Source organism: Tomitella fengzijianii (assembly GCF_007559025.1).
Classification (GTDB): domain Bacteria; phylum Actinomycetota; class Actinomycetes; order Mycobacteriales; family Mycobacteriaceae; genus Tomitella; species Tomitella fengzijianii.
Genome location: NZ_CP041765.1, coordinates 3,599,674 through 3,613,406, shown reverse-complemented (window position 1 = coordinate 3,613,406; position 13,733 = coordinate 3,599,674). Strand labels below are relative to the sequence as shown.

13 protein-coding genes are annotated in these 13,733 nt (G+C 70.4%); 10 read left to right on the top strand and 3 right to left on the bottom strand.

The window, feature by feature from the left end; genetic code table 11:
* Positions 1 to 15: 15 nt before the first annotated feature.
* The 6 genes from FO059_RS16385 to FO059_RS16360 all read left to right on the top strand — a co-directional run bounded on the left by FO059_RS16385 (position 16) and on the right by FO059_RS16360 (position 6,876).
* A complete protein-coding gene (locus FO059_RS16385) occupies positions 16 to 996 on the top strand; it encodes a VOC family protein (RefSeq protein ID WP_143910014.1) in 981 nt (326 codons plus the stop codon).
* Positions 993 to 1,799: an SDR family NAD(P)-dependent oxidoreductase gene (locus FO059_RS16380; protein ID WP_233266670.1), complete on the top strand. Its 807-nt coding sequence runs from the start codon at positions 993 to 995 to the stop codon at positions 1,797 to 1,799. The genes FO059_RS16385 and FO059_RS16380 overlap by 4 nt, the downstream gene beginning before the upstream one ends.
* A 197-nt stretch (positions 1,800 to 1,996) precedes the next feature.
* Complete coding sequence (locus FO059_RS16375) at positions 1,997 to 2,788, top strand: IclR family transcriptional regulator (protein ID WP_158726360.1); 792 nt, start codon at positions 1,997 to 1,999, stop codon at positions 2,786 to 2,788.
* Positions 2,789 to 3,028: 240 nt separating this feature from the next.
* Positions 3,029 to 4,303 carry an NADH:flavin oxidoreductase gene (locus FO059_RS16370; protein ID WP_143910848.1) on the top strand — a complete coding sequence of 425 codons (1,275 nt, stop codon included), beginning with the start codon at positions 3,029 to 3,031 and terminating at the stop codon, positions 4,301 to 4,303.
* Positions 4,304 to 4,339: 36 nt separating this feature from the next.
* Complete coding sequence (locus FO059_RS16365) at positions 4,340 to 5,092, top strand: SDR family NAD(P)-dependent oxidoreductase (RefSeq protein WP_143910012.1); 753 nt, start codon at positions 4,340 to 4,342, stop codon at positions 5,090 to 5,092.
* A 254-nt stretch (positions 5,093 to 5,346) separates the two neighbouring features.
* A complete protein-coding gene (locus tag FO059_RS16360) occupies positions 5,347 to 6,876 on the top strand; it encodes an ABC transporter substrate-binding protein (RefSeq protein WP_233266669.1) in 1,530 nt (509 codons plus the stop codon).
* A 25-nt stretch (positions 6,877 to 6,901) separates the two neighbouring features.
* Here the strand turns inward: FO059_RS16360 and FO059_RS16355 are convergent, their stop codons facing one another.
* Positions 6,902 to 7,771 carry an LLM class F420-dependent oxidoreductase gene (locus FO059_RS16355; protein ID WP_143910011.1) on the bottom strand — a complete coding sequence of 290 codons (870 nt, stop codon included), beginning with the start codon at positions 7,769 to 7,771 and terminating at the stop codon, positions 6,902 to 6,904.
* A 183-nt stretch (positions 7,772 to 7,954) separates the two neighbouring features.
* Between FO059_RS16355 and FO059_RS16350 the strand changes: the two genes are divergently transcribed.
* The 4 genes from FO059_RS16350 (at position 7,955) to FO059_RS16335 (ending at position 12,080) form a co-directional block, all read left to right on the top strand.
* Complete coding sequence (locus FO059_RS16350; RefSeq protein WP_143910010.1) at positions 7,955 to 9,154, top strand: Rieske 2Fe-2S domain-containing protein; 1,200 nt, start codon at positions 7,955 to 7,957, stop codon at positions 9,152 to 9,154.
* Between the two features lie 10 nt (positions 9,155 to 9,164).
* A complete protein-coding gene (locus FO059_RS16345; protein ID WP_143910009.1) occupies positions 9,165 to 9,428 on the top strand; it encodes a hypothetical protein in 264 nt (87 codons plus the stop codon).
* Positions 9,425 to 9,940 (top strand): flavin reductase family protein, encoded by a 516-nt coding sequence (locus FO059_RS16340; protein ID WP_233266668.1) that lies wholly within the window; start codon positions 9,425 to 9,427, stop codon positions 9,938 to 9,940. Before FO059_RS16345 ends, FO059_RS16340 begins: the two co-directional genes overlap by 4 nt.
* Before the next feature lie 475 nt (positions 9,941 to 10,415).
* Positions 10,416 to 12,080: an acyl-CoA dehydrogenase family protein gene (locus tag FO059_RS16335; protein WP_143910008.1), complete on the top strand. Its 1,665-nt coding sequence runs from the start codon at positions 10,416 to 10,418 to the stop codon at positions 12,078 to 12,080.
* Positions 12,081 to 12,105: 25 nt separating this feature from the next.
* On the opposite strand, the gene FO059_RS16330 is transcribed toward FO059_RS16335, so the two are convergent.
* Both FO059_RS16330 and FO059_RS16325 read right to left on the bottom strand, forming a co-directional pair.
* Positions 12,106 to 12,612 (bottom strand): nitroreductase family deazaflavin-dependent oxidoreductase, encoded by a 507-nt coding sequence (locus FO059_RS16330; protein WP_143910007.1) that lies wholly within the window; start codon positions 12,610 to 12,612, stop codon positions 12,106 to 12,108.
* A 31-nt stretch (positions 12,613 to 12,643) separates the two neighbouring features.
* A complete protein-coding gene (locus tag FO059_RS16325; protein ID WP_143910006.1) occupies positions 12,644 to 13,636 on the bottom strand; it encodes an NAD-dependent epimerase/dehydratase family protein in 993 nt (330 codons plus the stop codon).
* Between the last annotated feature and the right edge of the window lie 97 nt (positions 13,637 to 13,733).

Genomic DNA, 13,733 nt, shown 5'->3' with positions numbered 1-13,733 from the left:
GGACGGAAGCACACCATGGCCGACGGGAAGAATTCCGGCGTCACGAACCGCCGCGAGATCCGGGCGCTCGGGTACATCGAGGTGCAGACGAATGACATGGAGCGCTGGCGGAAGCTGGCGTTCGGGGTGCTCGGGTTCGCGGAGGGCTCGGGGCCCGATGAGAACGCGCTGTATCTGCGGATGGATGAGCGGGCGGCGCGGATCATCGTCACGCCGGGCGAGTCCGACGGGGTGACGGTGGTCGGCTGGGAGGTGCGCGATCAGGAGGCGCTCGACCGGCTGCGCGAGTCCGTGAGCGCGGACGGTGTCGAGGTGCGGGATCTGACGCAGGCCGAGGCGGATGCGCGCCGGGTGGAGGCGGCGATCGCGTTCACCGATCCGGCGGGCACGAAGCTGGAGGTGTTCCACGGGGCGCTGCTGGACCACAGTCCGGTGGTGACGCAGTTCGGGGCGAAGTTCGTCACGGGTGCGCAGGGGCTGGGGCACGTGGTGATCCCGGTGCCGGACCAGGGCGCCGCCTACGACTTCTACGTCAAGACCCTCGGCTTCCTGCCGCGCGGTGCGTACCGGATGGGCGCGGCGGAGCCCACCGAGGCCGAGATCGCGGCGGCCGAGCACGCCTCGCCGGCGGACGGGCCCTTGCGTATCCGGTTCTTCGGGGTCAATCAGCGTCATCACAGCCTGGCGATGATGCCCTCGCCCAAGCAGGGTCCGGGGCTGATCCACGTGATGGTCGAGGTGGACACGCTCGACGCGGTGGGCGAGGCGCAGGACCGCGTGGTCAAGGAGGGCATCTCGCTGTCGTCGACGATCGGGCGGCACACCAACGACAAGATGGTGTCGTTCTACGTGCGGGCGCCGGGCGGCTGGGACATCGAGTTCGGCTGCCAGGGCATGCTGGTGGACGAGGAGCATTACACGGCCGAGGAGATCACCGCGGACAGCTACTGGGGTCACGACTGGTCCGGCTCCGAACCGCTGGCGGTGATCTCGTGAGCGCCCCGGACCTGGAACTCGACGCCCGCAAGTACGGGCCCTGGGCCGTCGTCGCCGGCGGCTCGGAAGCGGTGGGCGCCGAGTTCGCCCACCTGATCGCGAAGGCCGGGCTCAACCTGCTGCTCATCGCCAGGAAACCGGGCCCGCTGGAGGAGACCGCCGAGGCCGTCCGTGCGCACGGCACCGAGGTCCGCACCCTCAGCGTGGACCTGGTGGACCCGGGTGCCATGGACGCGATCGCCGCGGCGACCGCGGACCTCGAGGTGGGGCTGCTGGTGGTCAATGCCGGCGCCAACACCTACGGCCACGAGTTCGTCACCGGCGACCTCGATGCCTTCCGCAAGGTGCTGACGCTGAACATCGACCGCAAACTCGAGATCACGCACCTGTTCGGCGGGCCCATGCGCGAACGGGGCCGCGGCGGGATCATCCTGCTCGGCTCGGTCACCGGGTTCGTCGGCTGCACCCACATGAGCGTGTACTCGGGCGCCAAGGCGTTCAGCAGGATCTTTACCGAGGGGCTCTGGCTGGAGATGCGCGAGTACGACGTGGACGTGCTGGCGCTGACCGCCGGGGTCACCCGCACGCCGGCGATGGAGCGGGCCGGCCTGCAGTTCGACACCCCCGGGCTCAACGTGTCGGACCCGGCCGATGTGGCACGGCAGGGCCTCGAGCACCTCGCCGACGGCCCGGTGTGGATCGTCGAGGGACACTACGAGAAGGCCCTGGAGCGCTCGGGGTTCCCCCGCGACGGGCAGGTCCTCGCCGAGGCCGCCGAGGTCGCGGAGATGATGGGACGCTGAGGCTCCCACGAAGCGCGGACGCCGCCTGACGAGCCGGGCGCCGGTCCGGGACACTGGGTCCCGGGTCGGCGCCCGGCTCGTCGCGCAGTGGGACGGCGGGCCGACGAAGCTCTGTGATGGCATTAACGTCGGAGGGCGATGGTGGTGACGGTTACAATCGCCGCCGCACCGACAGCGAACAGGAGTGGAGGCCCGCCGTGGGCTATCGCAAGGACGAAGCCGGAAGCCTGTCGATGCTCGACAGGCTGGACCTCATCCTCGACGCGGTCGAGGACGCCGGGTTCCTCACGCTGTCCGGCGTCGTCGAGCGCACCGGGCTCGCCCGCTCGACGGCGCACCGCCTGCTGACCCACCTGGAGCGCAAGCGCTGGCTGTTCCGCGTGGGCTCGAACTACGAGTTGGGGCCGCGCCTGTTCGACCTGGGCACCAAGGGTGTGCGTAACCACTGGTTCTACCGCGGGGCGCTGCCCGCGCTGCACCGCCTGCACGCGCAGACGGGCTTCATCGTGCACATGGCCTTCCTCGACGGCCCCGAGGTGGTCTATTGGGAGAAGATCGGCCCCGGCCGCTTCGGCGCGGCGGTGCCCACGCGGATCGGCGGGCGCAACCCCGCGCACAGCACCTCGTTGGGGAAGGCGCTGCTGGCCATGCAGCCCGCGGGGCTGGTCGACAGCCTCGCGCCGTTCACGCCCGCCACGGAGCGCACCATCTGCGGCGCCGCGGCGCTGCACCAGGAGCTGGACCAGGTGCGCCGGCGCGGCTACGCCGTCGACAGGGGCGAGTCGTTGCGCGGCGTCGGCTGCTTCGGCACGGCCGTGCAGGCGGGTGCGGACGATTCGGTCGACGCCTATCGGATGACGGCGGCGGTGTCCGTGTGCGTCCCCGTCGACCGTATGGACTCGCGGCTCATCGCGCCGTTGCTCTCGGCGAAGAAGCAGATCATCGACGCGGCCCGCATCAATCCGATGACCGAGCCCGGGGGGGAGTGACCCGCGAAGGCCCGGCCTGTGCGGCGCTGTCATCGGAGGCTGTGCGCACCGCGTTCCCCCTGGGCGGGATAATTCGGTCATGGGGCGCGTCACCTCGGCAATGTGAGTGGCATCACGTAGTCGAGAAAGGTGTCGCAGTTGTCATCGAACGCACAATCGCCGAACCCGCAGCAGACGCAGCCGTCGCACGAGCCGTCACCGGGGGCGGGCACGCATGAGCGGCTCGACCGCTCACTGAGCCTGACGCCGGTCCGGACGCCGAGTCCCTTCGACCCGGCGACGCTGGGGCCGGTGCGCGTGCCGAACCGGATCATCAAGGCGGCCACGTCGGAGGGGCGCTCGCCGGAGGGCCTGGTCACGCAGGACCTGATCGACTTCCACCTGGGCTTCGTCCGCGGCGGCGTGGGGATGACCACCATCGCCTACTGCTGCGTGAGCCCCGAGGGGAAGTCGGCCCCCGGCCAGATCGTGATGAGCCCCGAGGCCGTGCCCGGCCTGCGGCGCCTTGCCGACGCGGTCCACGCCGAGGGCGCCGCGGTCTCCGCCCAGCTCGGACACGCCGGCCCGGTGGGTTCGAAGAAGATCACCGGCGTCACGCCCACGTCCCCCAGCAAGTTCATCAACCCCACCTCGTTCGAGTACTGCCGCCCGATCACCCGCGGCGAGATCGCGGAGGTCATCGAGCAGTTCGCCGCGGCCGCGCAGGTGGCCGTGGACGCCGGGCTCGACGCGGTGGAGCTGCACTTCGGGCACAACTACCTGCCTAGCGCGTTCCTGAGCCCACTGCTCAACCGTCGCAAGGACGAGTACGGCGGCGACATCGACAACAGGTCGCGCCTGGTGCGCGAGATCGCCCGCGCGGTGCGCGAAAGGGTGGGGGACGCCATCGCCGTGACCGCGAAGATCAGCATGATCGACGGGGTCCCCGGCGGCATCAAGCTGGCGGAGTCGCTGCGTACGGCGCAGCTGCTGGACGCCGACGCGAACCTGGACGCGATCCTGCTGACCCAGGGTTCTTCGGTGGTGCGGCAGATGTTCCTTTTCCGCGGGGACGTCCCGGTGGAGGACTTCGCCGCGCTGATGAAGCAGCCGGTGAAGACGGGCGTGCGGCTGTTCGGCAAGAAGGTGCTCGGCGAGTTCCCGTACGAGGACCTCTACATGCTCGAGGCCGCGCGGCAGTTCATCCCCGTCGTCAAGAACAGCAAGCTGATCCTGCTCGGCGGCATCACGAACCACGACCACATGGAGACCGGGATGCGCGAGGGCTTCGACTTCCTCGCGATGGGCCGCGGACTGCTGCGCGAGCCGGGCCTGGTCAACGCGGTCCGCGAGGACCACGGCAAGCAGACGCTGTGCACGCACTGCAACCGGTGCATGTACACGGTCTACGGGCGCACGCACTGCGTGCTGGACCCCGAGTCCGCGTACGGGCCGGTGGCCACTGCGGATGCCGGTGGCGCAAACGGGGGCGCCGCGGGGATCCCGGCGCCGCCCGGCGTCTCCGTGCGCGCCTGAACCGCTGGAAATACTTCGAGGAAGGACCCGGAACACATGACGATCAAAGACAAGGTGGCACTGGTCACCGGTGCCGGACAGGGCGTCGGGCAGGGCATCGCGTTCGCGCTCGCCGAGCGCGGAGCGAAGGTGGCGCTGGCCGGCCGCACCTACGAGAAGGTGGAGCAGACGGCGAAGGAGATCCGGGAGCGCGGGCGCGACGCCCAGGCCTTCACCTGCGACGTCACCGACCCCTTCGACACGGAGTCGCTGGCCGAGCGCGTGGTGGACCACTTCGGTTCGATGTCGATCCTGGTCAACAACGCCCAGACGGTGGTCAACGGGCGCCTGCTGGACATCACCGACGACGACTACGGCCGCGTCATGGACTCCGGCCCGCTGGCCACTCTGCGGCTGATGCGCACGTGCCACCCGCACCTGTCGGGCGGCGGATCCATCGTCAACCTCGGATCCGCGGCGGGGGTCCGCTGGGACCCGTCGGGCTACGGCATCTACGCCGCGGCCAAGGAGGCGATCCGGGCGCTGACCCGGACGGCGGCGTGCGAGTGGGCCGACGACGGCATCCGGGTCAACGCGATCCTGCCGCTGTCGCTGTCGCCGGGGCTCGCCACCTGGGCCGAGCAGCGGCCCGAGGAGGCGGAGGCGTACCTGAACACGGTGCCGTTGCACCGGTTCGGCGACCCGGAGGGCGACATCGGCGCCGCGGTGGCGTTCCTGTGCAGCGACGACGCCAAGTACATCACCGGGCATTCGTTGCCCGTCGACGGCGGTCAGGTGCTGATGCGCTGACCGGCGCGCTGCCGGCGAGCGCAGGCGGCCAAAAGAATCGGCGGGCCGGAAGGGACCGCGGCGCGGGGTGCCGCGGCGGTCCGCCGAAGGAACCACAAGGCGGGCACGAGGGGCGATGACGCCTGCCTTCTTGCGTAATGGGAAGAGGAACCATGTTCACAGGGACTACAGGGGCAGGCGGGTCCACAAGGCTCACAAGGGGAGTGCGGGCGGCCGCGATGTTCTGCGGCGCCGCGCTGGTCCTGGCGGGCTGCGTGAGCGAGAGTCCGGGCGGCGGAGCCACCGCAACGTCGGACGGCGAGGTCACCGTCGGCATCATCGGCGACCAGCCGGACGGCGGCGAACCGGTGGACGGCGGTGTGCTGCGGTTCGCCTCGTACGCCCCCGTCCGCAGCCTGGACCCGGTGAAGACCCAGGCGTCGGGCACGACAGGCGGCACGGAGCTCGCGGCGGTCTACGACGTCCTGGTGCGCTACGACGCCGTCGCGGAAACCTACGAGCCGCGCATCGCGGAATCTCTCGACGAGAGCGACGACGGCATGTCCTGGACGCTCACGTTGCGCGACGGGATCACCTTCAGCGACGGCACGCCGCTGGACGCGGCGGCCGTGGTGGCCAGCACCGAGCGGTACAACCGGCTGAACGGGCCAGACGCGCAGGTGTTCACCGACAGCGTCGCGTCCGTCGAGGCGGTGGACGATTCGACGGTGGTCTACACGCTGAACCGGCCGTGGCACCAGTTCCCCGCGATGCTGTCGCTGGGCCACGGGATGATCGTGGCTCCCGGTTCCGGCGAGGGCGCCGCCTTCAGGCCGATCGGGGCGGGGCCGTTCACCGTCAAGTCGCTGGGCCAGTCCACCTTGGAGCTGACGGCGCGCCCCGACTACTGGGCGGGCAAGCCTCACGTGGACGGGCTGACCTTCGTGTCCATCGCGGGCGAGAAGCCGAAGATCGACTCGCTGGCCAGCGGCGACATCGAGATGGCCTACCTGCGCGATCCGAACTACGTGGAGCAGGCGAAGCAGCGGTTCCCGGGGTACCTGCACCGCTACAGCCTCACCGACCAGGTCCAGCTCAACAGCCGGCCCGGCAGGCCCGGGGCTGACGAGCGCATTCGCCGGGCGGTCATGCTGGCACTGGACCCGGAGGCCGTGAACCAGCGTGTGGACGGCGGCGCCGCGGACCCGGGCAAGGAGATCTTCCCGGCGTGGTCCAAGTGGCACGACGCCGACGGCACTGCGCCGGGGCTCGACCCGGACACGGCGCGGGCGCTCGTCGACGAGGCGAAGGCGGACGGCGTCGCCACCCGCCTGACCTACGTGAGCGTGCAGGACGAGCGGTCGCAGAAGTACGCGCTGACGGTGGAGGCCATGCTCGAGAGCGTGGGCCTCACCGTGGACATCGACTTCGTGCCCACGGTGACCGACATGGTGCAGAGCCTGTATGTCGACCACGACTACGACATCGGCTACACCGCCTTGAGCCTGCCGGACGCGGCGCCGTACATCCGCTTGTACAGCGCACTCAGCAGCACGTCCACCAACAACTCGTCCGGCTACCACAGCGCGGAGATGGACGCGCTGCTCGCGAAGATCCAGCAGGCCCCGGACGAGGACGCGAAGCGCGCCGCGTTCGCCGAGCTGCAGCAGCAGTTCACCGCGCACGCGCCGATGGTTCCGATGGCGTCGGGCAGCAATTTCGTCGCCTGGTCGCCGAACGTGCACGGCGTGACGCCGACGATGGACAGCGTGATGCTGTTCGACGACGCGTGGATCAAGAAGTAGCCGCGGCACGACGCGGGGTGGGCGCTCAGCCGAGCTGGGCGCCCACCTCGCGCGCGCGCTCCGCGAGGGCGGCGAGCTGCTCGAGGTAGTGGGCGGCGCTGCGTGCGGCGATGGTGACGGTGGCGACCGTCGCGCCCGCGTCGCGGGTCGATTCCAGGGCGGCCCGGCAACGGTCCGGCTCGTCGGCCGGGTCCACCGCATGCTCGGCGGAGAGCACCACGTCGAAGCCGTCCGGCAGTTCGTGGCGCGCCAGCAGCTCGGACAAGCGGCTGTGGGGCAGTCCGAACGGCACCCAGCCGTCGCCCAACTCGGCGGCCCGGCGCAGTGACCGCGGAGTTCGTCCTCCCACCCACATCGGCACGTGCTCCTGCACGGCGGCGGGCTTGACGAACCAGTCGCGGTAGGAGAAGTGCGTGCCGGAGTATTCCGGTGCAGTCCGGCCGAGCGAGGCGCGCAGCGCGCGCATGGCGTCGTCGGCGACCGCCCCGCGGCCGTCGAACTGCGCGCCGATCAGCTCGAACTCCTCCTGGAGGCTGCCGACGCCGACGCCGAGGATCAGCCGGCCGCCGCTGACGGTGTCGAGCGTGCCGTAGCGCTTGGCGATGTCGAGCGGGTGGTGGTAGCCGAGCACCAGCACCTGCGTCGCGAACCTGATCCGGCGGGTGCGGGCGGCGAGGAACCCGAAGGTGGCCAGCGGATCCCAGTAGGTGCCGCCGCGCTCTGCGGCCACGTCGGTGGGGATGGCCACGTGCTCGCTGCAGGTCAGGTGGTTGAAGCCGAGCTCGTCGGCCGCCGAGGCGATGTCGGCGAGCTCGGCGATGCCGGCCTCCGCCTCCCACGCGCTGGCCGATGCCGGGTGGTGCACCACCACCGGCGAGAAGATGCCGATCTTCATACCTGTGCCTCCGTCTTCGATCCGCTCCGTCAGTGCCGTACTAGTTTCCACCATCGGCCCACCGCAGCCTCCCAATCGGTGCGGCCCCCGACCCAAGCGCATCCCCCTGGGCGGGAATCTTCTGTGACAGCGCCGACAGTCAGGCCACTGTGAGGGGCACCACGTTCGAGATTGGAGTGAACCATGACGGTCAGTGAAGAGGTTCGGGGCGCCGCAGATACGGTCGTCGACGAGGTGCGCGAGATCGAATCGGGCGGTAACCCCGAACGGTTCGCCCGCGGCTGGCATTGCCTGGGGCTGGCGAAGGACTTCCGCGACGGCACGCCGCACTCGGTGGAGGCGTTCGGCGGCAAGCTCGTCGTCTGGCAGGACACCAAGGGCGAGCTCAACGTCCTCGATTCTTACTGCCGGCACATGGGGGGCGATCTCTCCCAGGGCACGGTCAAGGGCGACGAGATCGCCTGCCCGTTCCACGACTGGCGCTGGGGCGGCGACGGCAAGTGCAAGGAGATCCCCTACGCCAAGCGTGTGCCCATGCGCGCCCGCACGCAGAACTGGCCGACGCTCGAGCGCAACGGCCAGCTGTACGTGTGGAACGACCCGGAGGGCGGCAAGCCCACCGAGGAGGAGACCATCCCGGAGATCGAGGGATACGGCTCCGACAAGTGGACCGATTGGAACTGGAGCTCGGTGCTGATCGAGGGCACCAACTGCCGCGAGCTGGTGGACAACGTCGTCGACATGGCGCACTTCTTCTACGTGCACCTCAACCAGCCGCTGCACTTCCGTAACATCTTCGAGGACCACATCGCCACCCAGGAGATGTCGTTCAAGCCCCGCGCGGACATGGCGGGCGAGGACTACGTGAACTTCGGCGAGGAGAGCGTGACACAGTCGACCGCCTCCTACTTCGGCCCCTCCTACATGATCAACCGGCTGACGGCGCAGGACGGCCTGGAGGTCATCCTGATCAACTGCCACGTGCCCGTGCGCCCCGACGCGTTCCGCCTGCAGTACGGCGTGATGGTGTCAAAGCTGCCCGGCATGTCCGACGAGGAGGCGCAGGCGCTGGCCGAGCAGTTCGGCAACGGCACCATGGAGACCTTCGAGCAGGACGTGCAGATCTGGGACACCAAGGCGCGCATCGACAACCCGCTGCTGTGCGAGGACGACGGCCCCGTCTACCAGCTGCGCCGCTGGTACGAGCAGTTCTACGTGGACCGCGACGACATCACCGAGGACATGGTGCGCCGCTTCGAGTTCGACGTGGACGTCACCAAGGCCAACGAGTACTGGGACCGCGAGGTGGCCGAGAACGTCGAGCGCAAGCGCGCAGAGAAGCAGCAGAAGGCCACCGCCGGATCCGGTGCCGCCGGCGCGTAAGGAGGACAAGATGCAGGCGATCGACTGCTCGCAATGCGGCACCACGGTGCTGGCCGAGAAATACAGCGACGAGCACACGAGCATCCAGTGGCTCGACGACGCGCACAAGTCCTGCCCGCTGATGCAGGCGGGTGAGGTGCGGCCCTCCGGCGCGGCGACGGGCTCGGCGGGTTCGGTGTGCCCGGCACTGCACTCGACCATCGACCAGGCCGCGCGCGACGGACGCATGGGGTTCTCGATGCGCAGCGAACCGGTGCCGGGGGTGCTCCTATGACCCCCGTGACCATGGCCCGGCCGGCACCCGATGCGGAAGTGGACCCGCGGACGCTGCGCGCCGTACTGGGCAACTTCTGCACCGGCGTCACCGTGATCACCGCGCACGACGGCCGGCGTCCGCTCGGGTTCGCGTGTCAGTCGGTGACGTCACTGTCGCTCGACCCGCCCTATGTCTCGTTCTGCCCGGCGAAGACGTCCACCAGCTGGCCGGCGATGCGCGCCGTGGAGTCGGTGTGCATCAACGTGCTGGCCGCGGACCAGAAGGAGGTCTGCGGACGGTTCGCGGTGAGCGGCGGCGACAAGTTCGAGGGGCTGCCGTGGTTCCGCGGTGACAACGGTGCGCCCGTCGTCAGCGGGGCGCTCGCCCGCATCGAGGCGGAGCTGGCGTTCGAGCATGAGGCCGGCGACCACACGATCGCGGTCTGCCGGGTGACAGCACTCGAGGCCGCGCGTGACGTGGACCCGCTGCTGTTCTTCCGCGGCGGATATGGAAGTTTCGCCGACATGTGACCCCGTGGCACCAGGACCGGCGCTTCCGCCGGAACCGCCTGACGACGGCCCCGCCCTATGGTGGGGCCGTCGTCGCGTCAGGGTGCGTGCTGGTTGCCAGGGCCCGTTGTTGGGCTGCGCGCCGGTTGCCGGGGCCCGCCTATGGCGCCGCGCGCCCGTTGTCGCGCCGCACGCAGGTTGGCCGGGGCCCGCCTATGGCGCCGCGCGCCCGTTGTCGCGCCGCGCGCCGATTGCGACGACACGCCGGGACACCGCGAGCGCGAGTGGGCAATCGGCGCGCGGCGACGAATGGGCCCGCCCCCGAGTCGGCGACGAATGGGCCGGCGACGAATGGGCCGGCGCGCAATGAGTCGGCGACGAATGGGCCGGCGCGCAGGGGTCGCACAGGGACGAGCAGCCGCCCCGGATCGGTGTCGACATCCGGTGAATGCTGGTTCAATGAGTGTATGAGGCGTCGAACAGCAGGAACGAGGTCATGACCGCAACCGGCGCCGGGGCGCAGACCGGCACGGCCCGCCGCGGCCACCCCACCCACGAGGTGTTCAACCAGCCGCCGCCGCGCACGGACATCAACGAGTACACGACCAATGCGGCGCTCACGGAGGCGGTGCAGCGCTACGGCGGGGGCTGGGCCGCGCCGCACCTGACCGAAGTGGGCGAGCTGGTGGGCGGCGCGCAGTTCCAGCTGGACGCGGAGCTCGTGCAGCGGTTCACTCCGGAGCTGCGCACCCACGACCGCTACGGCAACCGCGTGGACGAGGTGGACTTCCACCCGTCGTACCACCGGATCATGGGCGCTGCGGTGGCGCACGGTGCGCACACCAGCGCCTGGGCGGACCCGAGACCGGGCGCGAATGTGGCACGTGCCGGGGTGTTCATGCAGTTCTCACAGGTGGAGCCCGGGCACGCCTGCCCCGTCTCGATGACGCACGCCGCCGTGCCATCGCTGCGATTCAGCCCCGATCTGGCCGAATTCTGGGTGCCGCGCACGTTCTCGCGCGAGTACGACCCGCAGCTGACCCTCGACAAGCCCGGGGCGATCTTCGGGATGGCGATGACGGAGAAGCAGGGCGGCTCGGACGTGCGGGCCAACACCACCCGCGCGGAGGAGCTCTCCGACGGCACCTGGGCTCTCACCGGGCACAAGTGGTTCTGTTCGGCGCCGCAATCGGACGCCTTCCTGGTGCTCGCGCAGGCGAACGCCGGGCTGAGCTGCTTCCTGGTCCCCAGGGTGCTGCCCGACGGCGCGCGCAACGTGTTCCGCATCCAGCGGCTCAAGGACAAGATGGGCAACAAGTCCAACGCGTCCTCCGAGATCGAGCTGGACGGCACCGTGGGGTGGCTCGTCGGCGAGGTCGGCCGGGGCGTGCGCACGATCATCGAGATGGTGGGGCGCACCCGCCTGGACTGCGTCTACGGCTCGGCGGCCGGCATGCGGCAGTCCGTGGCCGAGGCGGCCTGGCATGCGCGTCACCGGCAGGCGTTCGGCAAGACCCTCATCGACCAGCCGGCCATGACGGGCGTGATCGCCGACCTGCAGTTGGAGGCGGAGGCCGCGACGTGGACCGCGATGCGCCTGGCCGCGGCGTACGACGACGAGACCGGCGAGCAGGGTCCGCTGCGCCGGCTCGCGACCGCCGTGTCGAAGTACTGGGTGTGCAAGCGCGGCCCCCACCACGCCTACGAGGCCCTGGAGTGTCTGGGCGGCAACGGGTTCATCGAGAACTTCCCGCTGGCCCGGCGCTACCGCGAGCAGCCGGTGATGGCGGTGTGGGAGGGGTCCGGCAACGTCATCGCCCTCGACGTGCTGCGGGCGATGGCGCGCGAGCCGGAGACGGTCGAGGCGTTCGATGCCGAGGTGGCCCTGGCGGCCGGCTCGTCGCACGCGTTCGACGCCCACCTGGCGAGGACGCGCAAGATGATCGCCGCGGTGGCCGCCGACCCCGCGGGCGCGGAATCACGTGCGCGGCGCCTGGTGGAGTCGATGGCGCTGGCGTTCCAGGCGTCGCTGATGGTGCGCGAGGCGCCGACGGCCGTGGCCGACGGCTTCGTGGCGGCGCGGCTCGGCGGGGACGGCGGGATCGAGTACGGCACCCTGCCCGACGGCGTGGATGCCGGGGCGATCGCCGCCCGCGCATGACGGACCGCGGGGCAGGGCTCGCCCGCTAGCGCGGCTGCAGAACCACGACGGGGATCGTGCGGTCCGTCCACGACTGGTAGGCGGCGAAGTCCGCGTACTGCTCCACCAGCGCCGGCCAGAGCCGTTCACGCTCGTCGGCCCCTGCCACGTGGGCGCGCACGGCACGGCGGGTGCTGCCGATCTGGACGGCGACGTCCGGATCGGCCACCAGGTTCCGGTACCACTGCGGGTTGGTCGGCAGCCCGCCCTGCGAGGCGACGACCACCAGGTCGTCGGTCAGCGGGTCGCCCCCGGACTCCGGCCCGCCGCCGACGACGAGGTAGAGGAGGGGGACGGTGTAGGTTCGGCCGGACTTGCGGCCCCGGTGCTCGAGCAGCAGGGTGGGTACCGGCTTGCGGAATCCGGCGCCCACGCGCCACTTCCCGCCGACGCGGCCGCCCGTCCGCTTGTACACCCAGGTCTGCGCGCGGGACATCGCCTTGATGGCCGACGGCACTACCGGTGAGTCCAGCCTGGGAGGCCGCTTGTCCATGGTCTTCAGGCTCCTTGGGAGGCCGGGCTGGTCAGGCGCCGAGCTGCTTGCTGTCGATCAGGAACGTCACCAGCTCGCGTACGGTCTGGTCGGCCGGGCGGGGCGCGTAACCGAGTTCGGAGGCGGCCTTGGCGCCGTCCACCTTCGGGTGCGAGATCAGCGCCCCCATCGCGGCCCGCGAGACCACGTCGGATCCGAACTTCGCGGTGATGGGCTCGGCCACCGGCAGGATCTTCTCGATGATCTTCAACGGGAACGCCAGCAGCGGCCCGCGGCGGCCGGTGACGCGCGCGGCGAGCTTGAACATGGCGAACATTTCCTGGTCGTGCCCGGTGAGCAGGTAGTTTTCGCCGGTGGCGCCCTTCTCCGCGGCCAGGGTGAGCCCCTGGGCGACGTCGCGCACGTCGACGAAGTCGAATCCGCCGGTGATCACCGCGGGCACGCGGCCGCGCGCCGAGTCGCGCAGCATGTCGTTGATGCGGGACAGCTTCGCGCCCTGGCTGCCGAAGTCCTTGGGGCCGAAGACGCCGGTGGGGTTGCAGACGACCGCGTCGAGGCCCTTGGCGATGACCTTCTGCAGCTCCTGCTCGCCGGCCCACTTGGAGCGGTCGTACACGGGGATGTCTTCGCCCACCGAGCGCTTCGACTGCTCGTCGAGGTGGCCGCCGCAGTCGTACTGGTCGAACGAGTGCACCGAGCTGCAGTGCACCATGCGGCGGACGCCGGTCTTGAGGGCGGCCTCCGCCACGTTGCGCACGCCTTCGGTGTTCAGGCGCCAGGCGATCTCGTCGTTCTGCTTGAGCGTGATCATGGCGACCAGGTGGTAGACGACCTCGGCGCCTTCCAGCGCGGACTCCATCGAGGCCGGGTCGAGGACGTCGCCCCGCACCCAGCTCACCCCGGTCTCCGGCCAGTGCTCCGACTCCACGCGGTCGATTGCGACGACCTCGTTGCCCTGCTGCACCAGCAGCTCCACCAGGTTCGTACCGATGAAACCGGCGGCGCCGGTCACTGCGACCTTCATACGAAACTTCCCTCGCTGTCGGGAGACCATCCCCTGAAGTAGAACACGTTCCAGTAGGTGCTGTCTATAGCAAGCGCCCGAGTAGCAGTCGCGCCCG